We start from the raw sequence: 23,939 nt of genomic DNA, 5'->3' as shown, positions 1-23,939 counted from the left end.
AATCCAGCAGCGCATGCACCTTCACAACTGATTTCGTATTATTGCCAGCGTGTTATTGAAGCACATGAATCACATATTCCCGGGATACCTCGATTAACAGATCCGAGAATTTCAGTGCTGTCAGGCTGCTGCTCACAGTAGATCTTAATATTGAGAAGAGCAAAATATACCGCAATCTAGATATTCTAGACGACCGGGAGAAGGAAGTAGTAGTTGGACGGTTTGGATTGGATACAGGCGGTGAGGAGCGGACGCAGCCGGAAATTGCGAAGGAGCTGGGGATAAGCCGGAGTTATGTGTCACGGATTGAGAAGCGGGCGTTGATGAAGCTGTATCATGAGTTTTATAAGGTGAAGAAATAAGAATTCTTACATTAATATTGGTTGTTATTTAAAGAGGTTGCCTTACTCAGCAACCTCTATTTCTGATGACCTTATGCCACATAACAATTTTCGGGCCCTAACTTAATACTCTGTTTTATTCATTGAGGTTTTCCATGTTGCGAATGGAAGCTTGTAATCTGGCAGATCAATTCGCTTCATGGGAATGGAACGCGCCGGCATGGGCAAAGCGATTTGTTCATAAATGAATTGATCGTCAAAGCCGATCGAAGCTGCCTCTGCTTGCGTGCAGGCGTAGTAAACCGCATCTGGACGGGACCAATAAATAGCCCCAATACACATAGGACAGGGCTCGCAGCTCGTATAGATCTCGCAGCCTTTTAGTTGGAAATGTCCTAAATGCAAACATGCTTCACGAATAGCTTGTACTTCGGCATGGGCTGTCGGATCATTCGATGAGGTAACTTCATTACGGCCCCTCCCAATAATTCCTCCATCTTTCACAACAATCGCTCCAAATGGGCCGCCATGTGCAGAAATGAAATTTTCATAAGCCTCTTGATTGCTTGTTTCATCAGATCTTCCCGATTGTGTTCTATTGTCATTTGAAAGTCTCCTTTTGTTTACAAAGATAAACTCTCGCTTCGAAAGGGCGCAATTGCATCCGATCCATATTCTCCCCGTTATCGGGATAATTAGTTACTAACAGCTCTTGTTGCAAGACAGGCTCTTTGATTTCGACGATTTGTTCCTGTTCGGAAAAATTGGTAACGACGATCAATGTCTCGTCTCGTAGCGTGCGTTTATAGGCGAAGACATCCGGATGTTCTTCAAGCAATAAAACATAATCGCCGTATACGATGACTTCATACCGCTTCCGCAAGTGAATCAGCTTCCGGTAGTAATGAAGAATTGAATTTGGATTGTTCAATGCGCTCTTAACGTTAACGTCATTGAAGTTAGGATTGACTTCGATCCAGGGGGTCCCGATCCCAAACCCGGCATTCGGACTTTCATCCCATTGCATGAGTGTCCGGGCGTTGTCACGGCTTTTCAAGTAAATATCCCGCATGACATCGGCAGAATTCCTTCCTCTTTCCTCCGTCTCGATCCGATAGTAATTTAGCGTTTCTACATCGCGGTATTTGCTGATATCGTCGAATTGGACATTGGTCATGCCAATTTCTTCACCTTGATAAATGTAAGGGGTACCTTGCATCATTTGAATGCAGGTAGCGAACATTTTTGCGCTTTCCTCCCGATATTCCGTATCGTTGCCCCAACGGGAAACAACACGGGGCTGATCGTGATTATTTAAATACAGTCCGAACCAGCCGCTTCCATGAAGAGTTCTCTGCCAGTTGGACAAAATGCGTTTAAAGGTTGTTAACTGGAACGGAACCGTTTCCCAGCGGCCATTCGGTCCGTTGTCGACATCCATGTGTTCGAAACATATGATACTGTCCAACTCTTGGCGTATAGGATCCGTGTATAACAATCCTTCCTCGGCCGACACGCCGGCCATCTCGGCAACCGTAAATATAGGATAACGAGAAAATACTTCACGGTTCATTTCGTGGAAAATTCCGTGAATCTCGTGCCCGTTTGCTACTAAATGTCCGCAGGGAGCATATTTCTTGTCTATTGAAGTCAACTCGGAATTTGGCAGACCGTCCGGTTTCGAAAGAAGATTGACCGCATCGAGACGCAAACCGTCAACTCCCTTGTCCAACCAGAAACGCATCATGTCATACATCTCTTGCCGTACGGAAGGGTTTGCCCAGTTCAAATCGGGCTGTTTCCTGGAAAAAAGGTGAAGATAGAAGGCTTTGGCGTCATCATCATACTCCCAGGCCGGCCCTCCAAAAAACGATTCCCAGTTGTTGGGTTCCAATCCTTCGTTGCTATCGCGCCAATAATAATAGTCACGGTACGGATTGTCGCCGGGCTGCTTGGATTGAACAAACCATGCATGTTCGTCCGACGTGTGATTGAGAACGATATCCATCATGATTTTCATCCCGCGGAGGTGGATTTCATTCCGCAGCAGCTCCCAATCTTCCATTGTCCCGAATTCTTCCATGATTTGATAGTAATCACTTATATCATAGCCATTGTCGTCATTGGGCGATTCGTAAACCGGCCCAAGCCAGATCACATCGACGCCCAGGAACTGCAAATAATCAAGTTTTTCGATAATTCCTTTGAGATCTCCGAACCCGTCTCCGTCGCTGTCCCGAAAGCTTCGCGGATAAATGTGATAGACGACCGCTGTTTGCCACCATAATTGCTCCATAATATGCCCTCTCATTCTTTACATTTTTACATGAAAATATTTCATATTACGATTCCAATCATACGAAACTTCTGTTTTCCTTGTCAATAAATATAACATTAGTTTTTAATTTTTAGTAGAAAATGGCTGGAATCAATGAAAATAACGAAAAAATACCGTTTATTTATTGACAACTTTTAAGGAATGAGATTATATTGTGAATAAAGATGACGTTGAATGTAAAAATGAATCACAAAACTGTGAATAGTATTTTCATAATGGACTCATATTAGAAGGGTGGTGTTGCGAAATCGGTCATACGAAATGGAAGAGTGACCGGATAACAATCCGAATCGCGAGTAGACGCTGTGCAAGAAAGAAACCATCTGATAACAAAGGAGCTTAAATGTATGAAAAAGAAAATGGTACTTCTCTCACTGATTGTTGCCACGATTCTTGCTTTGTCCGCATGTGGAAGCGCGCCAAAAAGTAATAAACAATACAATGAGGCGGAACAACCGGCCGAAACGACAAGTGCGTCTTTGGATGAACTGAAGCCGGAGCCGGGCGCTGAGCTTGTCTACTGGGATATGAAAGATTCTTATACGGACCTTCTTGCCCTGGAATTTGAGAAAAAATATGGCGTAAAGGTAACGGTTGAGGATGTGAAGTTTTGGGAGACGCTCGGTCGGCTGGGTACGGACGGTCCGGCCGGAACGGGGGCTGACGTGGTTGTTGCCGGTGCAGATCAGCTGGGGCCGGCCGTCAAATCCGGCCTTGTTCTTCCGAATGATTATTTCGAGGAAGAGACCAAAGAAATTACAGTCAAATCGGCCGTCGATGCTGCGACGATTGACGGCATTTTATACGGGTATCCCCGAAATATAGAGTCCTATATGATTTACGTTAATAAAGAATTGGTGAAGAACACTAAACTGGAAACGTGGGATGACGTTAAAGCTTTCGCGAAACAATTTAACGACATTCCCAATAATAAATACGGATTTTTGTACGAACCGAACAGTATGTTGTACAATTACTCGTTTATGGCTGGTTACGGTGCCTACATATTCGGGAAGAATGGAACGGACAAAAATGACATTGGCCTGAATAACGAGGGAGCGGTCAAAGGAATGGAGTTTTTCCGTTCGCTTAAAGAGATTTTCCCAGTGGAAATTACGGATCTCACGGAAGATATTAAGGTATCGCTATGGGAACAGGGCAAGGCGGCAATGATCATTGACGGCATCTGGAATGCAGCGAAATATAAAAAATTGCCGTTTGAGGTCGGCGTCATCCAGCTTCCAAAAATGCCGGGTGGCATCGATCCGGTTCCTTATGCAAGCGTTCCGGCTTATTTTGTCAGTTCATACTCGAAATATCCAAACGCGGCAAAACTGTTTGCCCATTTCGCGACTACCAAAGAAATGCAGTTGAAGAACTACGAGATAAGAGGCGTACTTCCCGCTTATCAAGGGATCGAGAACGACGAGAAGCTCAAAGAAGACGAATTCATTCAGGCATTCAGCAAACATGTAAAAGATGCGCAAATGATACCCAGCATTCAGGAGGTTGAATTTTTCTTTCAAAGCATGCCGCCAGTGCTTGAGCAGATCTGGAAAGGCTCCGATATCAAAAAAACATTGGATAAAGCGGTGGCTGACATGAAATCGAACATTGAAGCGGATCATTAAGCATTGAAACAAAATAGAATGATTGGTAAAAAGGGACGATCGCCCGGCAGTCAATTGCCGGCGGTCTATTTCAGAGACTAAGGAGCTGGTTTAGTATGCGACAGCTGTCCATCGAGAAACGACTTCAGCACGACATGAGGCAGCATAGCAAGAAAAGCGCGATCCTGTCGATCCTTATTATGGGGCTTGGCCAATTGCACAATCGGCAATATGGGAAAGGCTTCCTCTTTCTGGGGCTGTATAGTATTGGCCTATATTTGGCCCTTGCAAAGTTGCCTCGTGCCATTTGGGGTTTGGTAACGATGGGGGAGACAGAAACTCAGCTGATTAAAGTAGGGAAATTGTACAAGCAGGTTACGGGAGATCATTCCATCTATTTACTGGTCGAGGGACTCATAACCGTATTTCTCATGATTGTGATGGTATGTATGTATTTGCTGAATGTCAAAGATGCTTACCGGTGCGGAAAGCTGCTGGAAAAAGGAGTACGATTGAATACTTTCGTACAAACGCTAAAATATGTCGCCGATTACCGTTTTCCGCATCTTGCTATCTCCATTCCCATGTTGGGTATTCTTTTCTTCACGGTGATGCCGATCGTGTTCATGATTTTACTCGCTTTCACGAATTTCACCAAAAGCAATATGCCGCCGGCAAACCTGGTCGATTGGAACGGACTTGGCGCATTTCGGGATATTTTTCGGCTTCAAGCCTGGAGTCACACTTTTTACGGTGTCACCTTGTGGACGTTTATATGGGCCTTCTTTGCGACATGTACTTGTTTCTTCGGCGGATTTGCCATTGCGCTCTTGGTCCAACATAAAGATATACGATACAAGAAGCTTTGGCGGACGATTTTCATTCTCCCCTATGCGATTCCAATGTTCGTTTCAACCTTGATCCTTCGCAATGTTTTTAACGGTCAGTTCGGACCTGTGAACCAATATTTGAGCTTGATGGGAATTTCCAAGATTCCTTGGCTTTCGGATCCCGCTTGGGCAAAAGTAACGATCATTCTAGTCAATTTGCTGCTCGGGTTTCCTGTTATCATGGTAATGATCATAGGGATTTTGTCCACGATACCTGGAGATATGTACGAAGCGGCGGATATGGATGGGGCAAATGGCTTCCAGAAACTTCGGCTCATTACATTCCCGGTCGTTATGCACGCCATGACTCCGCTCGTGATTATGCAATTCGTAGGCAACATGAACAATTTCAATATCATTTATCTCTTAACCGGCGGCAACCCTGTTAATGGAGATTATCGATTTGCCGGTCATACCGACATACTGATCACGTGGCTTTACAAGCTGTCGATGGATCAAGGGCAGTATAATTTTGCTTCCGTCATCGGGATATTCATTTTTATCATTCTGGCTGCCTTTGCCGTTTGGAATGTTCGCCGAACGAAAGCGTTCAAAGAGGAGGATGCATTTTGATCAACGCCAAAAAAATAAGAAGGATCACGTTTCAAACTTTCGGCTATTTCATACTTGGTGTAACCGCGATTTTTTGCGTATATCCTGCTTTATGGGTGCTGATGTCCTCTTTCCGTCCGGGCGACTCTCTCTATGGCGAAACCCTTATTCCAACCGCCTTTACGTTGATTCATTATGAGGAGTTGTTTGTGAAATACCCATTTATACAATGGTACGGAAACACTCTTAAAATTTCGATACTCAGTATGATGATTGGAACGATGCTGGTGCTCATGACCGGCTATGTCTTATCGATGTTTCGTTTTAAAGGACGCAAGAATCTCATGAGCACCCTGCTTGTGCTCGGTTTGTTCCCTGGTTTTATGAGCATGATTGCCATTTACGTTCTGCTCAATCAGATGAATTTGCTGAATACGCATGCAGCGGTCATTATCGTTTCCGCAGCTGGAGCGCCTCTTTTCTTCCTTTATTCGAAGAGTTATTTCGATACCATTCCAAGAAGTCTCATCGAAGCTGCCCGGATCGATGGAGCAGGTCACCTTGGTATTTTTTTCGGCATTGTCATGCCATTGTCAAAACCTCTTCTCGTATTCGCGGTGCTTATGAATTTTACAGGCCCGTTTACCGACTTCATTTTTTCAAAGCTGGTTCTCCGGACCTCCGAGAAAAAAACGCTCGCGGTCGGATTGTACGATATGATGACAGATAAAACAAAGAGTCAGTTCACGATGTTTGCGGCGGGCTGCGTTCTGATCGCTGTTCCGATTACGCTGCTGTTTCTGTTTTTGCAAAGGTACTTGATTGAAGGGTTGACATCGGGAGCGGAAAAAGGATAAGTGGAAGATCAAGCTGTTAGATCGTGTTTGTATTAGGTATAATAAAATAGACTAGGCATTTCTTAGGGATAGAACGAGGAGGTTTGTTGGTGGCAACGATTCAAGATATTGCGAAGCATGCAGGCATTTCGATTGCAACCGTGTCCAGAGCGCTGAACAAGCCTGAAATGGTAAACGTTGAAACAAGGGAGCGGGTCATGCATGCCGCTAAGAAGTTGAATTATTTTGCGAACGAAAATACAAAACTATCCAACGTTAAAAATAAAAAGCTTTCGCTGGGTATCATTATTCCTTATATCACGGCTTTCTATTTCGGTGAATTATATAGCGGAATTAGCAAGGTTGCAGAGGAGCATAACATCGATTTGCTTCTATATGAATTGAAAAGCCAGCATATGTCCAACGAAGGAATATCCAAGGCGCTTTCCTTTGTCAAACAACGTATGGTGGATGGTATTATTCTGGCTAGCTGCCACGTGCCCGGCGATTATGAAGATCTGATCGAACAAGTGCAAATCCCGATTGCTCTTGTGCTGAGCTCGCATGAAAACGGAAAACTTCCGGCATTTAAAGTGGATGATATCCGCTCCTCATTCGATGCGGTTGCTTATCTTGTCTCGCGAGGGCACCGGCACATCGGTATGATATCCGCATTGCCGACGGAACCGGAGCGAAGCGAGCAATTGCGTTTTAGGGGCTATAAACAGGCGATCGATTTTTATAACCTTCCCTATTCGGATTCATTTGTTGCTTTTGGAGACATGCGCTTCGACGACGGCTACGTGGCCATGAAGCAATTACTTGCCAATAATGAGAAGATCGAACTTACCGCTGTTTTTGCCGCGTCGGACGAGATGGCAATCGGGGCGATGCGATGCATTCACGATGCCGGGCTTCGCGTGCCGGAAGATATTTCGGTCATCGGTTACGACAATTTATCGGTGGGCACCATGACGACGCCGACATTGACGACAATCGAGCAGCCTTTCGGGCAGATTGGTTCAGAAAGCGTAAGACACCTGATGAAAGTGCTCACTGACTCCGGTCAAGTGACAGGAAAAGGGAATTTCTATTTGCCCCATAAAATCATCGAACGGGAATCCGTATCCGAAATCACTTTGTCGGCAAAATAATATGAAATACTGGGAATGACATCGTATCGTGTCGTGTCCATATCGTTAAAAAATTCGACAATACAGGCGAAGACATGGAGGACCTAATCTCCATCGGAACCATCGGACTCATCAAGGCCATCGAAAGCTACCGCCCCAACAAGGGAACAAAGCTGGCCACTTTTGCTGCCCGTTGTATCGAGAATGAAATTCTTATGCATCTCCGTTCACTCAAAAAGACCCGAAAGGACGTGTCGCTGCACGATCCCATTGGAACGGACAAGGAAGGCAACGAAATAACGTTGATAGATATTTTGGGATCAGGAGCCGATGATCTGCTGCTCACAGTAGATCTTAATATTGAGAAGAGTAAAATATATCGTAATCTAGATATTCTGGATGACCGAGAGAAGGAAGTAGTTGTTGGACGGTTTGGTTTAGATACAGGCGGGGAAGAGCGGACGCAACGGGAAATTGCGAAGGAGCTTGGGATAAGCCGGAGTTATGTATCAAGGATAGAGAAAAGAGCGCTCATGAAGCTGTATCATGAGTTTTATAAGGTGAAGCGGTGAGTAAAAAGCGGCTTGTCTATTGACAGGCTGCTTTTTTGGTGCGTTCCATTTCAAATTTAGTTAGAATGGAAGTCTGAATTTTGACTTGTAATATGAAACCAATTCCAGGTCTAATCTTTCACTTTATGTGCAAGTGCGGAGAGAAATTATCCAGGATCACATACAAGCGCTTCGGTCGATGAAATCGGCGCCGAAGGATCTGGAAGAATCGAAGAATATCCTGATGCTTCTTGGTTTTTGAAACTAGTGGTTCCCACGGTAAGGTTGAAGCGAGAGCGGACCAAACTATCCACACATATTACACGCCCATCCGCTGGAGGGTTCCGGTAGAGGTCTTCGATCGTTATTTAGACTCAGGCGCCGGATCGTTTGAATCCTTCCACGTTTTTGTATTTTGATAGGTAATCTTGGCTCCATAGAGGGGGGGAATACTCATTTATTGGGGCAAAGAACTTATCCCATCCTTTTCTATTAGAAGAGTTGAGAAGGTTATGAAGAACCACCTGTAGAATGCGAAAAATCATTTATGAAAAATGCGAAATCGCCGTCAACGTTTCAGGTGAACCGCGATTTTAATATTATATTGACTATCTATTTTTTCTTTGTTGAAGACGACAATTCTATAGAAAGTTGTTTATCCATAGGTATACCGAGTAAAGAACAAATTCTTTGTTTTTCTGTGTAATCTGTCCTATTCGCGGCTTGAAGCTTTGCTTGATGCAGACATCGACGCTGTGCTGAACGCAACGCCACCGAACAGTCATTTTCAGATGGCAGCGCAAATTCTACGAAAAGGAAAGCATGTGCTGCTCACCAACTTCAATGATCGCTTTTTTTGAGATCTTCAGAAATCACTTATTTGAACAGACAAATCTCGAACTTAAAAATTATTAGTAACTTTTGATTCTTGGCGAATAAGTTCAGATCGGCTTGTCGGAATTCAATTTCCTGATTTTTGAAAATTATTAATAGACTTTATTAATTGATCTAATTATAATAAAAAAAGTCGAGAGATATAATCGTTTACGTAATCGTTTACATATTTGATTAGTAGAAAGGACAGATGCTATTGATTCTTTCCGTGCCGTCTCAACGAGACGATAATTTGGACTGTCTGGAAAACTCTTATTCATCTATTAGCAGATACCACGGAAGGGGCTACGAATGCGTACTGGCAAATTCTTGGTCTTTCCGGTACGAGCGTCATTCTGGTCATTCTATAGGGGTTTGTCTTGAAATGGAAAGTGAATTCAGCTTTTCTATGCTGGAGCAGAACCATGGTGTGCGTGCTCACATTCATTCATGCGAAATAAAAGATGCAGTAACGACTCCCTATGAACATGCTATAGGGCTCGATTCGCTCGATTTCATACGTCTTTTGGTCAGAGTCGAGACCGAGTTCGGCCTTGAACTAGAAAGCGCGGAATGGGAAGAACTGAAATTTTCGACGGTAGAACAGCTTTCCGAGTATATGGCCGATCGTATTCTCCGAACGGTGAACCTATGAAAAAGGATACGGCGGGGATGGGCAGTTTACTGCGGAATCGGTTTATGATTGGGATTTTGTTATCCATGACTTTTTTGCAGCTTGGAATTTGGGTCAGAAACTTTGCGGTTTTGATGTTTGTAATGGAGAAGACGAACGGCAGCGCATTAGCCGTATCCCTGATATCAGTTGCTGAATTTGCGCCAATATTTATCTTCTCCTTTATAGGAGGCGTATGGGCAGACCGATGGAAGCCCAAAAAAACGATGGTCTGGTGCGATTTAGGCAGTGCGGTTTCGGTTGCGTTCGTTCTGCTGGCTTTGCTGCTTGGTACATGGAAGGCCGTCTTTTTGGCAACGCTGGTCTCTTCAATTTTGTCGCAATTCTCTCAGCCATCAAGTATGAAATTGTTTAAGAGGCATGTGCCGGAGGATCAGCTTCAGACTGGAATGTCTTTGTTCCAGTCCGTGATGGCCGTCTTTACGTTGCTCGGACCGGTACTGGGTACGCTGTGTTATTATCAATTCGGCATTTCGATCTCTATCGGTCTGGTTTCGGTTTGTTTCCTACTATCGGCTACGGTTTTAACTTTGCTGCCTACAGACACTAAGCTCGACAAAATGGAACATTCGAATAGTTTAAGGATTGAAATGGTTCAAGGCCTGCATTATATCAGGGAGAAACGAATTTTACTTTTGTTGGGAACATGCTTTTGTTTTACCGGTCTTGGCGTCGGGTTTATCCAGCCCTTGGGCATCTTTCTCATTACGGATAGACTTGGATTGCCGAAGGAATATTTGCAGTGGCTGCTCTCTTTGAACGGTATGGGGATGATTCTCGGCGGAGCCTTAACGGTAATGCTGAGCAAAGTCATGCAGGCGCGCTCTCTGCTTGCTATCGGTTTGGCGGTCAATGCGTTGTGTATGGCGATTTCCGGTCTATCGACGTTTATGTGGCTTACGCTCTTGGCTCAATTTTTCATCGGCATGGTTACGCCCGGCTTTCAGGTTGCGGTTCAGACTTTGATTTTGAAAAATACGGAGCAAGCCTATGTCGGTCGAGTGAACGGCATCCTGTCTCCTCTCTTTATGGGCTCGATGCTGATAACGATGAGCATGTCGGGATGGCTGAAGGATCAGTTGTCCGTTATGGTGATGTATCTGTTAGCCGGTGTTTTTTTTGGAGGTGGACTTCTGATTATTGCACCTTTATTCCGAAAGGAACCGTTGGTTGAGGCTAAAGGGATGAACACCCTCTAGGATGCCCTGTACAAATATACAGAGAAGGGAAAGATTATTTCGAATGGAAAATAAACAAGGATTGATCAGCCATTGGTCTTTTGACGAAGCAAGCGGAAAGGAAGCGTTAGATCACGTTACCGGAATCAAAGATAAGATTGAGTATGCGTTAAACGAAGCGCGGTATAACAATTCGCATGACCCGCAAAGGAGAAAAGGAATCAGCGGAAATGCGCTGATGTTTGACGGATACTCCAATTGGATTGCTCGTCCAGCGGTGAAAACGGTTATGCCACAAGATGCTCTTACAGTTGAGGCATGGGTAGCGCCCCGTACTTATGAAAGAGGCATAGAAGCAAGGCTTTCGCCCATTGTAAATCAACATGACCGCGAGAAAAAGGAAGGTTTTGTCCTTGGTATTTTACGTCACGGTCAATGGTCCATGCAAGTAGGATTAAATAACGAATGGGTTGAAATTTGGGCGGATGGACATTCCCTTCCCCTAAATCAATGGTCCTATATTGTTGCAACATTTGATAGTAGGAATGCCGTGATGAAGCTCTATCTGAACGGTGAAGAGGTAGCGGTCAAATCAATCGTTGCTAACACTGCAATTACACTTTGTAACAGGGATTTAATGATCGCCAAGAATAATAAGGGCTTCATACTGGGCGATACACCGTATGTGCTTAATATGTACAGCGGCATGATCGATGAATTAAAAATGTACAATAGAGCTCTTTCGCCGGAGGAAGTAAGACAGTCTTACCGGGAATATCTGACTCCTTACGGAGGTTCCATTCCGGCGATTCCGTACGATGATATCAAACTGGACCGCCGCTTGCTTGCAAACGACAGGCACCGCCCGCAATACCATATCTGTCCACCGCAGCATTGGATGAATGAGCCGCATGCGCCTATCTATTTTAACGGGCAATATCATTTGTTCTATCAGCATGATCCGCATGGGCCGTATTTGCATACGATCCATTGGGGCCATTGGGTTAGCAATGACCTAGCGCATTGGCGAGATCTGCCATGGGCGCTTGCTCCGGAGGATAACGGCCTTGACCCGGATGGTGTTTGGTCCGGCAGCTCTGCCTATGACGAGAACGGCGTTCCGGCATTGTTCTATACCGCCGGCGATGACAGCGCCACTCCGAACCAACGGGTAGGACTGGCACGAAGCACTTTTCTGAAAGACGGTGAGAACGATCTAATCCGTTGGGAGAAGCACCCCGTACCTGTCATCGTTCAAGAGAAAGGTCAGGGTTTTTATGGCGATTTCCGCGATCCTTTTGTCTGGAAAGACGGGGACACTTGGTACCTGCTGATCGGTTCGGGCACCGATGGCCAAGGGGGAACGATTCTTGCTTATACGTCAAACAACATGATTGAATGGAAGTATAAGGGTCCCTTTTATATAAGTGATAACAAGAAATACACTCATCTCGGTAATATGTGGGAATTGCCCGTATTTCTTCCTCTCGGTCAGGACAAAACCGGATCTGAAAAACATATTTTGCTCATTAGTCCTCTTGGCCCTGAAGCAGACGTTGAAGTCTTTTACTGGATCGGTACCTTCGACAAGGTTGCCATGCGATTTACTCCAGATCAGGAAGAACCGCAGTTGATCGATCTGGGTGATTTCCATTTTACGGGTCCTAGCGGCATGGTTGACCCGAGGACGGGACGTAAACTTATATTCACCATTTCCCAGGGAGTCAGAACGTCAGAAATTAATTATTATTCCGGATATGCGCATAACGCGGGAATTCCCCTTAGCATATTCCTTCACGAGGACGGGCGACTTGGAATAAGGCCTATCGAAGAAATGGAACTGCTTCACGGCGAAAAACTCACATCCATGGAAGATAAATCGTTAAACGAAGCCAATGATCTGTTGAAAGAAGTCAAAGGCGATATGCTGGAAATACTGGTTGAGCTGGAGGCGGGAACATGCACACAGTTAGGAATGAAATTACGCTGCTCCCCCGATGGCGAAGAAGAAACGTTGCTCTATTATGATATGAAGGAATCAGCTTTGATCGTAGACCGAAACAAATCATCATTGGACGAATTGGCAGATTGGGACAAAGGTATTCAAGGCGGAAGGGTGGAGTTGGACGGAGCGAATTTGAAGTTGAGAATTTATTTGGATCGTTCAATGGTAGAGGCTTACGCCAACGAATTGAAAAGCTTGACGACTCGCGTTTATCCGAGCCGTACGGATGCTCTTGGTATGCAGATTTGGGGCGACGGCACCTTAACAGTAAAGTCGATGGAGGTATGGGAAATGAAACCTGCGTTTGAGAGTTAGACTCTTCAAGGGATGGTTTTAACAAAGATCACAACAATCTACAACCAAACCGGACAGACTTCCGAAGAGCAGACAAGAGTCGCTGTTTATAAAGCATAGGTGAGATTTGTCGGATTCGTCTACACCTTTGCTATATGGTGTCTAAGCCAGCCATTCCAGTTTTGAAGTGTTCAACTATTGATCATTCCGACCGATTTTCCACGGAAAACTGGACTTGCAATGAAGCTGTATCATGAGTTTTATAAGGTGAAGCGGTAAGCCCATGATAAAGTTTAAAAGTATTAACCGCTAATAATTCAGCGTATAGAAAGCGACTTGTCTACGGATAAGTTGCTTTTTTTATACTTTGGTATTCAATTTATATTCATTCTTATATTGTCCATTGGATTTTGGAGAGAAATGAAGCGTGTATAGTTAATCTTATCATCTGAAAATATCTTGATGTTAGTTACATGATCTCATCGGTGCGAAATATGTAGAAGGAAATATATCTTTTTAGACTGGTGGAGACATGTTAACCGGGCAGATATTTAAATATTTCATTTACATAGGAACGTACATTCGATATGCTGACAATGTGATTTCGAATATACATCGGAATATGAATAGTCTGATGTAAACAATTTACTACTGCATACACCCGTGTCTGGTTACGTTAAGTTAGTATTTCGAGATGGAAGTGCCAATATAAATGAGAGTGGTTCCTCAAAACTTAAAAAACCCACCACAGCAGGCCTTTATCAAAAGAATTATTTCACGTCCATTAGCAGATGAGTATAAACAATATCAAGGAAAACCCTCTCTATTTATCAGTAGTAAAAATTGATTTATTGAGGTGAAACATTTTGAAAATTGAACGTTTGCTTGGAATAGTAATATTTCTATTAAATAGGGAAAAGGTTAGCGCACGGACATTAGCTAAAAAATTCGAAGTATCACACAGAACCATACAGAGAGATATTGAGACCATAAATATATCCGGGATTCCTATCGTTTCGTCTTATGGTAAAGATGGTGGTTATTCTATTATGAATAGTTTTAAGATGGAGCGTCAGCTTGCCAATGAAAGTGATTATGCACACATACTGACAGCACTTAAAGGATTGTCTACTGCCTACGGTAATCCCAAAATTGAGAAGACGATTGAGAAAATAGTGTCAGTTTCAAGCAGCCAATCTCTTACAAATAATATATCTTTGGATTTTGGCGTTCTTCGTGAAGGTGAAGATACAGATAATAGAATACAACTTATTGAAAATGCTATTTCTAGGAAAAAGATAATTTCATTTGAATACACCAATGCAGAAAATTGGACAAGTCAACTAGAAGTAGATCCGATTTTGCTGACTTACAAGTGGTATGCCTGGTATTTATTCGCCTATTGCACCAACAAACAGGATTACAGGCTTTATAAGTTGGTGCGAATGAATAATATCCAAGTTATAGACAAGCACATTTCTAAAGAACATGAGCGTGCAGATCTATTGATGGCAAGATACGAAGCCATCGATACTCGTACATACATAACGTGCATAATTCGATGCAAAGCTGAAGTTAAAATGTTTGCAATGGAGTATTTGAACGGCAGTATTGAGAAAGATTATGCAAATGGAGATTTTATTCTGAAATTGTATGTACCCGAAAATGAGCATTTATGGTTCGGGACTATTTTGTCACTTGGTAATAAAGTTGTAGTGTTAGAGCCTGAAGAATTAAAACAGCGGATTCTAAAAAAGGCCAGAGAAATCATCAAGTTATACTAGACAAATACGACATACAGATGTCGCCCTTACTCTTATAAAATATAAGCATCAGCTCATTAGGAGGAAGTACAATGCAAACAGTGAATCCTTTTGAAAAATGCCCAGTGTATGAAACGGAGTCAATGCTTTTTTCACTAGTTAAAGAAGAGGATGCGAAAGATTTGTTTGAATGCTATTCCGATCCAATTACAAAAAGCCACATGAATAATGATAATTGTGGAGGCGTTTGGGATTTCCATGGCATTGAGCCTGTGTTGGAGGCTATTAGAGGATGGATTACAGTATTCAAGGAAAAATTTTTTATCAGATGGAGTATAACTAATAAAACGACAAATAAGATAATTGGAACTATTGAAATTGCCCCTATTCCGAATACTACCAGATTCCTTGATGGAGAGTGCAAAATCGGCATCTTAAGAATTGATATGATATCATCCGCTGAAAAAGAAAGTGTATTTAATGAAATATTGAATATGGCAACCGATCATTTTTTTAAAGATTTTGAAATAGAACAAATTATAACTAAAGCTGAGAAAATAGATGCTCAACGGGTGTCAGCCTTAAAGAATTGTATGTTCTCTGAAGTGCCAGATCAAAGTATAATTCCCTATCCAGATTATTATCGTATATCATGAAACCCTTAAAAATTACTAATTCGGAAGCAAGGCGATTTCTAGTTAAATACCACGGTCTAGATAATTCCAATGTATTTTCTGGCGAGAAGGGTATTTTGGAGTACATAAAAAGGGTAGGATGTGTACAGTACGACCCACTTGATGTAGTAGGAAGAAATGCTGACCTGGTATTTCAAGCTCGGATAAAAGAATACTCGCTGGCCTATCTCGAGAATCTGTTATACAAGGAACGATCGCTGATTGACGGTTGGGATAAAATGATGTCTATTTACTCTACTTCAGACTGGCCTTATTTTCAACGTTTAAGAAAAGCGAAGGAAGAAGAATTGAGATTCATTTTACAAAGAAGGGGATCTCTTGATGCTTTACTACATGTGGATTTTATTCGAGATCTAATGTTTGATAAGGGACCGCTTCAATCTACACAGGTGCAATTGGGAGGGATCGGGCATGGTCGATGGGGACAAAAGAACCTGTCTGGAGTGGCCATGGATTTTATGTTTAATACAGGCGAGTTAGGTATTTTCAGAAAAAAGAATACACAAAAGGTTTATGATTTAATCGAAAGGCTGTTGCCTTACGAACTGCTACATGGTACTGCCCCCTTTAATAATGAACGGGAATTTTACAAGTGGTATTTTAAAAGGAGAGTAGGAAGTTCCGGATTATTGTGGAAGCGAAATGGCGGTGGATGGCTCGGGCATTTTCTCTCTGACAAAGAACTAAGAGCTTCTATCCTTTCAGAGTTAGTAGAAGACCATAAGCTTGCAATGATATCGATTGAAGGAATAGAGGACATTTTCTATATAAGAGTTGAGGATTTAGAGATTTTAAATAAAACATATGAAGCAAAGGAAAAGGTAGTCCGCATATTAGCTCCATTGGATAATCTGATTTGGGATCGGAAAATGACCGAAGAAATTTTTAACTTTAAGTACAGTTGGGAAGTGTACGTTCCGGTAGAGAAACGCAAGTTCGGTTATTACGTGCTTCCAGTTCTATATGGAGATCAAATCGTAGCAAGATTCGAGCCGGAAATTCATAGAGGCAGTAATCCATTCGTCATTAAAAACTGGTGGTGGGAAGAGGGTGTTGTGATCTCAGAAGAACTGAACTCAGCTATAAAAAAGGAGTTGTATGCCTTTAGTAGATATCTACAAGCTGATGGAGTTACGGAGGAGAGCTTGAATAAGATAATAAGAGAATAAGATAAAAGAGAATGTAATTAACTTTCTGAAGCAGAGCATAAGGAGGAGAATCCCACCGCCTCATAAATGTGGGTTGCTCCTCTCTTAGAGAAGGCAGATATGCGAATAGCAGGAGTGGATACAGATGGAGAAACTCGAATTATGGAACTAATTAATCATCCCTTCTTTATTGGAACGCTTTTTCAGCCTGAACGTTCAGCATTTAAAAATAGAGTTCACCCCTTGATTAGAGCATTTCTTAAAAAAGTCATAAAATAACACGATAGTTCAATGTTATCGGAAGATTCGGACTAGACACAGGACAGTGGGGAATCACCAAAAATCATAATCTTGACATCGTATCGTGTCCACAACGTCAAAAATTCGACAATACGGGAGAGGATATGGAAGATTTGATCTCAATCGGGACGATCGGACTCATTAAGGCCATCGAAAGCTACCGCCCGAACAAAGGGACGAAGCTAGCCACTTTTGCCGCCCGTTGTATCGAGAATGAGATCCTCATGCACCTCCGTTCACTCAAAAAGACCCGAAAGGACGTGTCGCTGCACGATCCGATAGGAACGGACAAGGAAGGAAACGAAATAACCTTAATAGATATTTTGGGATCAGGAGCCGATGATCTGCTGCTCACAGTAGATCTTAATATTGAGAGTTGGGGGGAGAGGTTTGGAGGTGGCCCCTAGCCATAAAACGGCTAAGAGGACACCTTTTTTGTTATAGATAATAAAGTGGAAACCACTCTCGTCAGCAATAACCGAAGCCCAGTATAGTGAAGCTTTTATCTTCATTTCCCTCAGCCATTCTGATCTCGATTTTGTGCTCACGGCTGCTCTCATTCTGATAGAGGATCACCGGATTGCAGTGTGTCCAGTTGTTCTCATGCGGGTCAGCGGTGAGCATCAGCGTGCCGTCCACGAAAATATCCGCGCTGCCGAATTCGGCGCTGCCGGAATCCTTAAATACTAGAATGAGGATGCTGCTTGTGATCGTCAGCTTGAAGCTTGCCTGCCCGGACGAGGCCGAATGCATCCAGTTATGCGGAAATTCTGCAGTTCCGTAAGGGTTAGTATCCATTTCTACCATTTGCAGCTCCATATCAAGCTCCGTGAATCCTCCCTTTTCAATCATTGCAGTCTCACTAAGGCTCATGCGGTCCAGCAAACGGATGCTGCTGAAATCATTCCCGATCACCGGCGGCTGATCCCAATTAATATCCTCTTCGTCCATTTGCGCTGTATAAGTTTCGGAGAACAGATGTTTCAGACAATCGGCCATTATCCGGTGTCCGTCATTCGCAGGATGATAGATGTCATAGAAAAATTGCCGTTTCGAAATGAGGTTTCCCTCAGCCTTGGTCAGCTTGAACTGCGCTGTTACAGCGTCCTTTACACTGACCATGGGGAGGTTATAGCGCAGTCCGACAGGGGAGAGCCGTTCCTGCAGGTTCCAGTCATTCACAAACACACTGAACAGGAGAATAACCGCCGGCCGGTTGTCAGCACCCAGGATTTTCAGGCATAGGCTCTCATAGCAATTACCCTTCGTTTCATCGCCCTCGTCGTTAACGGCAAATTCCACAATTACGATATCCGGAGCCACAGATCCGTCTCTGAGTATATCCCGTTCATAACGGATGACTCCAAGCTCGGACGGTGTGCCGCCAACTCCGGCTTTGACAAAATGAATATTCTCCCCGCCATCCCTGCCGAACAACTCTTTGAAGCGTAAATAAGATTGATAGGCATAACATCCGATATGAATCGGCTTGGCACCCGCACCCTGTGTAATTGAACCTCCGATATAGGCAATCGTGACATCTTCGCCGCGTATCGCTTTGTCTATAGCTAACTTCAATCTGTGATTATTGCCTGTGTGCAGTAAGGACTTCGCGATCATCTTCCGGTATTCGTCAGAGCCGAAATCAACAGGTGATTCAGCCGTCAGCTCGGGCACCGAGTAACCGTCATTCAAATAGAAAATAATACTCGCCGTCGCCAGCTCACCCGGTTGATTGAATTCAAACGCAAATTTGCCGGGAACATCATCATCTGCAGACCACGCCAAATCCTCCAGCTTCAGAATAACCTCCGTGCCATCGCTGGGGCAGGGAACACGCAGCCGGGTTCCACTTTCATACTTATTTCTTTTACCCCAATTCTGCAGCAGAAAGGAGACCTCGCCCTGCTCGTTCTTCGCCATCACAGATACACCGATACTGTGCACCAGCTTGCGGAAACCGTTCCAGCTTTTGAGAAGCTCGAGCATCTGTTCATCTGTTACCCCGCCAATATATCTGGACTTATCGGTCAGGTAGCTGCCTTCCAGATAAATCTCCTGAGATGGCCTGCCGTCGGCCCGCGCAGTCGCCTCAATTACGGTTTCGAATAACACAAAGAACCCATTTCGCCGCTCAACCGGATCTTTAGGAGCTTTAGGACCGGTGGCTGCACCATCTGCAATAGAGCTGTAGTTGTTTTCCATCATTGAAATCATCCTCGATCATTGATATTTTTGAAGGCGCTTTAGTAATATCTGAAGCTGATGCAGATTCCGATGCTGTGTTATTCGCTGCCAGCGCCTAACAATGACTCCACTGTAACAGAAACGAGAAATATCTGGAATGCTGATTTGTTAATTTCAGCGGCTAGAGCTAAATTCGCCTCTGCTTATTACAAAAAGTATCTAGTTTACACATGGCTGCTGAAACCGCTTTACTTATATAATGTGCCTGAGTATATGAATAAGACAGTACGGAGGGATGAAATTTCAATGATACTAGTGAATCAAGGCGAAGCCGCGAAGATTTATATCGACCCAGCAGCGAAGGATTATGACGGATTGCGCCGGGTCACGGAGTCTTTTGCCGTCGATATAAATCTGGTAACCGGAACTAAACCTGAAATCATCACACAAACAGAGCAACTTGGCAATACGGCCATTATTGCAGGGACAATCGGCAGCAATAGGCTTATCGATAGATTGATTGCGGCAGGCAACCTGGACGTATCCTCGATCCAGCATAAGCGGGAATGCTATATACTCCATATGGTAAAACACCCGGTTGAAGGAGTAGATCAGGTACTGGTCATTGCCGGCAGCGATAAACGGGGGACCATTTACGGCATTTATAGAATATCTGAAATGATCGGTGTCAGCCCTTGGGTTTATTTTGCGGATGTGCACCCGGAGAAGAGAGCACTGCTTGAAATTCCCGATAACGGTCTGAATGTCACCTCCAGAGAGCCTTCTGTAAAATACAGAGGTATTTTCCTGAATGATGATTGGCCGTCCCTGGGCTCTTGGGTTACCGGGGCGTTTGGCGACTTCAATGAAGATTTCTATGACAAGGTGTTCGAACTGATCCTCAGGTTAAAGGGGAACTATCTCTGGCCGGCCATGTGGAGCGCCGAATTCAGCCTGAACGGTAAGAGCCACCCGATGGCGAACGCCAGACATGCGGAAGAATACGGCATTATTATGGGCACGTCTCATCATGAGCCATTGTTCAGGGCAGGCAGTGAATGGCAGAAGGTGTATCAGCAGTATGGGACAAGTAATCTGTGGGATTTTGCCCGGAACAGGCAGGCTATCACTGATTTCTGGGAAGAAGGAATCAAGCGTAATAAAGATTACTTCAATCTGATCACCCTCGGAATGCGGGGAGAGAGCGATTCTGCACTGGAAGGCTCCGACCAGGAAAATATTGAGCTGCTGAAGGATATCATCCGTACTCAGAAAGAGCTATTGAAGAAATATAACCTTGAGCATGCGCCGCAAATTCTGGCCGTCTATAAGGAAGTGGAGAAATACTGGTACGGTACTACCGAAGTAGAAGGTCTGAAGGACTGGGATGTCTTGAATGATGTGACGATTCTGCTGGCTGATGATAACTTCGGCAACCTCCGCAAAATTCCGGCAGGTGAAGAGCAGCACCGCAGCGCCGGATGGGGGATGTATTACCATTTTGACTATCATGGCGGTCCGCATTCCTATGAATGGGTAAATACGAGCCCGCTGGAGAAGACGTGGGAGCAGATGTGTATGGCCTACGATTACGGCATCCGTGAGGTGTGGATCGTCAATGTCGGGGATTTGAAGCCGATGGAACTGCCGATATCCTATTTTCTGGACCTGGCTTATGACTTTGAAAAGTGGGGAACAGGTGCAATCAATAGGACTGCAGCCTATACAGAACAGTGGGTGGCGCAGCAATTCGGGCATGTGGTGGATAAAGAGGCGGTTGCCGGGATCGCACAGGTATTAGCGGATTACACGAGAATGAACGGACGGCGCAAACCGGAAATTCTCAGACCTTCTACATTCAGCATTGTCCAATATCAGGAGGCCCAGCGTGTTCTGCAGCAAGCGGTCACACTAGAGGAGACTGCCGGTAAATACGGGGAGCTTATTCCAGAGTCGCACAAGGATGCCTATTTTCAGCTCATTTATTTCCCGGCGGTTGCCTCAGCAAATGTGATCAAAATGCAGATTTATGCCGGACTTAGCCAGCTTAACGCGGAGCGGGGCAGTGTACTGGCCAACAAGTACGCCAATCTGGTGAGCGAAGCGATTGAACGGGACAAGGAGCTGGAGCGGATCTACAATACCGGAATATCCGGTGGAAAATGGAAGGGAATGATGAGCTCGGCTCATGTGGGTTATGTCAACTGGGATGCGGAAGGCTGGAGTTATCCGGAAGCAAGTACCGTTATCCCGGCAAAGGGTTCAGTGATGATCGTCGCTGTGGAAGGAACGGAGCAGGGGTATACCATTGGCACAGCGGCTCTGCCGGTATTTACGAATCTGCATAAAGAGAGCTACACGATTACGATCAGCAGCGGCGGGGAAACGGGATTTGCGTATGAAGTGGCCGGCAACGCGGAATGGATCAGGCTGGGAAAGACCAGCGGCTGGACCGGAACCGGGGAGAGAATTCAGGTTACTGTAGACTGGGAGAACGTACGGGAGTCAGTAAATTGTGAAATTACCATCTCAGGTGCAGGGGGAACGGTGAAAGTACAGGCTGCCGTAGACTGGATTGACGTGCAGGATGTGCAGCCGATGACATTCATCGAGGCCCATAACGTAGTATCCATCGAAGCGGAGCATACGCTAAGCCGGATTGCGAAGTCCGGGGTAGAGTGGAGGACCATTGAGAACTACGGGCGTACTTTATCATCGGTGAAAATGTATCCGGATGGTGTGTCCTTTGGGCTACCGGAGCAGGCACCATATCTGGAATACCGGGTGCTGGTGCAACAGGACGGGGAGTACAGCCTGACCTCGTATATTGCGCCGACGAACCATCTGTCACAGTTTAGCGGATTGAAATATGCGACAGGCTTTGACGGCGAAATACCGGTTATCGCCGATGCTCTGCCGGAGAGCTTTGAGGGCGGAAATCATGACAATGAACCGTGGTGCCGAGGTGTGATGAATAATATTCATACTATGACCACCCGTCACCCTTTAACCAAGGGCATTCATACACTCCACTTTTACGGCTTGGATGCCGGACTGGTGCTGCAGAAGCTGGTGCTGTCCGCCTCGCCGCTGCCTTATTCGTACCTGGGGCCGGAGGAGAGCTTTCGTACGGAATAATCTGTAAAATAAAGCGGACACTATACCAGCAAGGGGGGGGATTACCCGGTACAGTCACTCCGCTGCTATTTTCGGACGGATGACGGGGGATAGCCCTTGATCTGCTTAAAGACGTTGCTGAAATATGCGATATCATGGTAACCGCAGTGTTCCGCCACTTCGGACACATTAAAGCCGCCTGTTGCCAGAATCATCTCGGCATTGTTCACCCGCACCCGGTTGAGGAATTCCTTGCAAGTAGAGCCGGTATTCTGCTTGAACAGCTTGCCCAGGTACTCGGGATTCAGGCCAACCAAACCGGCAATCTCACTGACCGCGACGTTCTCGGAATAATGATCCATGATATAGGCCATTGCCTTATGTATCCTCGGATCAACCAGCGGTGCCTGCTGATGGTGGGCGATGCTGAGCAGGCGATATATAATCAGCTGGAAGATGGCCCGAGCCTCCATTTTGTAGAGAGGCTGCTTGCCCATCCATACATGCGAGAATTTTCGGATTTCGTCCAGGATCTCTTTGGTCCGCCAGTTTCGGGTTACCGTATGGAAGGGAAGCTGCACATCATTGTCCCCACCCTGCCAGAAGAAATTGAACGCATAGGAATGCATTGGTGCATCCCTGAAGGTATGGGCTTCGCGGATGCTGCCGGAAGGGGCATAGAGCATGTCGCCTGCCTCCACGGTGAACTTCTCCCCGTTAATATAGTAGTTGGACTTGCCTCCAACGATGAAGGTGAGGTCATGGAAATCGATGGTGCTCCGGCCGATCTCCCAGTCTGAGAAGGATCTGCGGTCAACGAACAGAAAGACATCCGGAACAAGATGCTCATATTTGTTAATGTCCATGCTTGGCTGTTCCTCCTTCTGTTAAATCATAGCATCACTCTTCCAATTTAAAAAGCCGCTGGCAGGAGATTCCCCTTCGCCAGCGGCTTCTTGCATGGATTATTTTTCAGCAGCCGCAGCTATGAACATAACATTTACTTATTGTGTAGCTACGACGATTTCGAGTGAAATAGTGTATTTTATATAACATTTCTCTCGAAAATTGCTCATTAAAGTTGAAGTGTTGTATGAAATACAACAATCCAACTTTAGATAGACTCCACAGCTAGCTAATGTTGTATTTTATGCAACACTTCCTACATGCGGAGTAGATATAATAAATAATGTTGTATTTCAGAGTCAATTTCATAATTCCAAACCCTTGCTGGGACTGGTTTTTTTGAGCATAGAAAAAGGAGTACCTCCCCAAATTCTCGAAGATATAGGTGACGAAACCAACATCCGAGAAGAAAAGAGGTAATCCCCATCTATTCTATTCGACAAGAAGAGCTATTTTCCTTTAAAGAGTTGCTCCTTATGCATCCGGAAGATAAATACAGTCAAATCTTTGAACACTTAAACCTCGCCA

17 protein-coding genes and 2 pseudogenes are annotated in these 23,939 nt (G+C 44.6%); 15 read left to right on the top strand and 4 right to left on the bottom strand.

The window, feature by feature from the left end; all coding sequences use genetic code 11:
• Nucleotides 1-137 precede the first annotated feature (137 nt).
• Nucleotides 138-362 (top strand): annotated as a pseudogene (locus J2T20_RS15770) (sigma-70 family RNA polymerase sigma factor); the annotation flags it as partial.
• 102 nt (nt 363-464) lie between these two features.
• On the opposite strand, the gene J2T20_RS15765 reads toward J2T20_RS15770, so the two are convergent.
• Both J2T20_RS15765 and J2T20_RS15760 read right to left on the bottom strand, forming a co-directional pair.
• Nucleotides 465-845, bottom strand: a complete 381-nt coding sequence (locus J2T20_RS15765) for a nucleoside deaminase (RefSeq protein WP_444939702.1) — start codon at nt 843-845, stop codon at nt 465-467.
• 97 nt (nt 846-942) lie between these two features.
• Nucleotides 943-2,637, bottom strand: a complete 1,695-nt coding sequence (locus J2T20_RS15760; protein ID WP_307589872.1) for a glycoside hydrolase family 13 protein — start codon at nt 2,635-2,637, stop codon at nt 943-945.
• 389 nt (nt 2,638-3,026) lie between these two features.
• Here J2T20_RS15760 and J2T20_RS15755 point away from each other — a divergent pair, with 389 nt between their 5' ends.
• The 13 genes and pseudogenes from J2T20_RS15755 to J2T20_RS15700 all read left to right on the top strand — a co-directional run.
• Nucleotides 3,027-4,310, top strand: a complete 1,284-nt coding sequence (locus tag J2T20_RS15755; RefSeq protein ID WP_307589870.1) for a sugar ABC transporter substrate-binding protein — start codon at nt 3,027-3,029, stop codon at nt 4,308-4,310.
• Between the two features lie 95 nt (nt 4,311-4,405).
• A complete protein-coding gene (locus J2T20_RS15750) occupies nt 4,406-5,752 on the top strand; it encodes a carbohydrate ABC transporter permease (RefSeq protein WP_307589869.1) in 1,347 nt (448 codons plus the stop codon).
• A complete protein-coding gene (locus J2T20_RS15745) occupies nt 5,752-6,588 on the top strand; it encodes a sugar ABC transporter permease (protein ID WP_307589981.1) in 837 nt (278 codons plus the stop codon). The genes J2T20_RS15750 and J2T20_RS15745 overlap by 1 nt, the downstream gene beginning before the upstream one ends.
• 89 nt (nt 6,589-6,677) lie before the next feature.
• A complete protein-coding gene (locus J2T20_RS15740; protein WP_307589868.1) occupies nt 6,678-7,721 on the top strand; it encodes a LacI family DNA-binding transcriptional regulator in 1,044 nt (347 codons plus the stop codon).
• Nucleotides 7,722-7,741: 20 nt separating this feature from the next.
• On the top strand, nt 7,742-8,272 hold the full coding sequence (gene sigK, locus J2T20_RS15735) for an RNA polymerase sporulation sigma factor SigK (RefSeq protein WP_307589979.1): 531 nt from the start codon (nt 7,742-7,744) through the stop codon (nt 8,270-8,272).
• Between the two features lie 677 nt (nt 8,273-8,949).
• A complete protein-coding gene (locus J2T20_RS25785; RefSeq protein ID WP_373457812.1) occupies nt 8,950-9,111 on the top strand; it encodes a Gfo/Idh/MocA family oxidoreductase in 162 nt (53 codons plus the stop codon).
• Nucleotides 9,112-9,509: 398 nt separating this feature from the next.
• A complete protein-coding gene (locus tag J2T20_RS15730) occupies nt 9,510-9,779 on the top strand; it encodes an acyl carrier protein (RefSeq protein ID WP_307589867.1) in 270 nt (89 codons plus the stop codon).
• Nucleotides 9,776-11,017, top strand: coding sequence for an MFS transporter (locus J2T20_RS15725; protein ID WP_307589866.1), 1,242 nt, complete (start codon nt 9,776-9,778; stop codon nt 11,015-11,017). Before J2T20_RS15730 ends, J2T20_RS15725 begins: the two co-directional genes overlap by 4 nt.
• Nucleotides 11,018-11,060: 43 nt before the next feature.
• Nucleotides 11,061-13,316 carry a GH32 C-terminal domain-containing protein gene (locus J2T20_RS15720; protein ID WP_307589864.1) on the top strand — a complete coding sequence of 752 codons (2,256 nt, stop codon included), beginning with the start codon at nt 11,061-11,063 and terminating at the stop codon, nt 13,314-13,316.
• An 845-nt stretch (nt 13,317-14,161) separates the two neighbouring features.
• Nucleotides 14,162-15,079, top strand: a complete 918-nt coding sequence (locus tag J2T20_RS15715) for a helix-turn-helix transcriptional regulator (RefSeq protein WP_307589862.1) — start codon at nt 14,162-14,164, stop codon at nt 15,077-15,079.
• A gap of 71 nt (nt 15,080-15,150) precedes the next feature.
• A complete protein-coding gene (locus J2T20_RS15710) occupies nt 15,151-15,714 on the top strand; it encodes a GNAT family N-acetyltransferase (RefSeq protein ID WP_307589861.1) in 564 nt (187 codons plus the stop codon).
• Nucleotides 15,711-16,922, top strand: a complete 1,212-nt coding sequence (locus J2T20_RS15705) for a DNA glycosylase AlkZ-like family protein (protein ID WP_307589859.1) — start codon at nt 15,711-15,713, stop codon at nt 16,920-16,922. Before J2T20_RS15710 ends, J2T20_RS15705 begins: the two co-directional genes overlap by 4 nt.
• A gap of 323 nt (nt 16,923-17,245) precedes the next feature.
• Nucleotides 17,246-17,575: pseudogene (locus tag J2T20_RS15700) on the top strand (sigma factor); the annotation flags it as partial.
• 94 nt (nt 17,576-17,669) lie between these two features.
• Here the strand turns inward: J2T20_RS15700 and J2T20_RS15695 are convergent.
• Nucleotides 17,670-19,406, bottom strand: coding sequence for an SGNH/GDSL hydrolase family protein (locus tag J2T20_RS15695; protein ID WP_307589976.1), 1,737 nt, complete (start codon nt 19,404-19,406; stop codon nt 17,670-17,672).
• A gap of 288 nt (nt 19,407-19,694) precedes the next feature.
• Here J2T20_RS15695 and J2T20_RS15690 point away from each other — a divergent pair, with 288 nt between their 5' ends.
• Nucleotides 19,695-22,526, top strand: coding sequence for a glycosyl hydrolase 115 family protein (locus J2T20_RS15690; RefSeq protein WP_307589857.1), 2,832 nt, complete (start codon nt 19,695-19,697; stop codon nt 22,524-22,526).
• A 65-nt stretch (nt 22,527-22,591) separates the two neighbouring features.
• Here J2T20_RS15690 and J2T20_RS15685 read toward each other — a convergent pair whose 3' ends face one another.
• Nucleotides 22,592-23,371 carry a helix-turn-helix transcriptional regulator gene (locus tag J2T20_RS15685; RefSeq protein WP_307589856.1) on the bottom strand — a complete coding sequence of 260 codons (780 nt, stop codon included), beginning with the start codon at nt 23,369-23,371 and terminating at the stop codon, nt 22,592-22,594.
• Nucleotides 23,372-23,939 lie beyond the last annotated feature (568 nt).

This window comes from Paenibacillus wynnii (assembly GCF_030812855.1).
Taxonomy (GTDB): Bacteria; Bacillota; Bacilli; order Paenibacillales; family Paenibacillaceae; genus Paenibacillus_AQ; species Paenibacillus_AQ wynnii_A.
Note: the sequence above shows the minus strand (reverse complement) of the source record. Positions and strands in the feature narration are given on the sequence as shown.

What these genes read in the sequence shown, in the direction of transcription:
- J2T20_RS15755 (WP_307589870.1), top strand. Translation starts at nt 3,027, where the DNA reads ATGAAAAAGAAAATGGTACTTCTCTCACTGATTGTTGCCACGATTCTT.
- J2T20_RS15730 (WP_307589867.1), top strand. Translation starts at nt 9,510, where the DNA reads ATGGAAAGTGAATTCAGCTTTTCTATGCTGGAGCAGAACCATGGTGTG.
- J2T20_RS15720 (WP_307589864.1), top strand. Translation starts at nt 11,061, where the DNA reads ATGGAAAATAAACAAGGATTGATCAGCCATTGGTCTTTTGACGAAGCA.
- J2T20_RS15710 (WP_307589861.1), top strand. Translation starts at nt 15,151, where the DNA reads ATGCAAACAGTGAATCCTTTTGAAAAATGCCCAGTGTATGAAACGGAG.
- J2T20_RS15750 (WP_307589869.1), top strand. Translation starts at nt 4,406, where the DNA reads ATGCGACAGCTGTCCATCGAGAAACGACTTCAGCACGACATGAGGCAG.
- J2T20_RS15695 (WP_307589976.1), bottom strand. Translation starts at nt 19,406, where the DNA reads ATGGAAAACAACTACAGCTCTATTGCAGATGGTGCAGCCACCGGTCCT.
- J2T20_RS15685 (WP_307589856.1), bottom strand. Translation starts at nt 23,371, where the DNA reads ATGGACATTAACAAATATGAGCATCTTGTTCCGGATGTCTTTCTGTTC.
- J2T20_RS15760 (WP_307589872.1), bottom strand. Translation starts at nt 2,637, where the DNA reads ATGGAGCAATTATGGTGGCAAACAGCGGTCGTCTATCACATTTATCCG.
- J2T20_RS15705 (WP_307589859.1), top strand. Translation starts at nt 15,711, where the DNA reads ATGAAACCCTTAAAAATTACTAATTCGGAAGCAAGGCGATTTCTAGTT.
- J2T20_RS15725 (WP_307589866.1), top strand. Translation starts at nt 9,776, where the DNA reads ATGAAAAAGGATACGGCGGGGATGGGCAGTTTACTGCGGAATCGGTTT.
- J2T20_RS15690 (WP_307589857.1), top strand. Translation starts at nt 19,695, where the DNA reads ATGATACTAGTGAATCAAGGCGAAGCCGCGAAGATTTATATCGACCCA.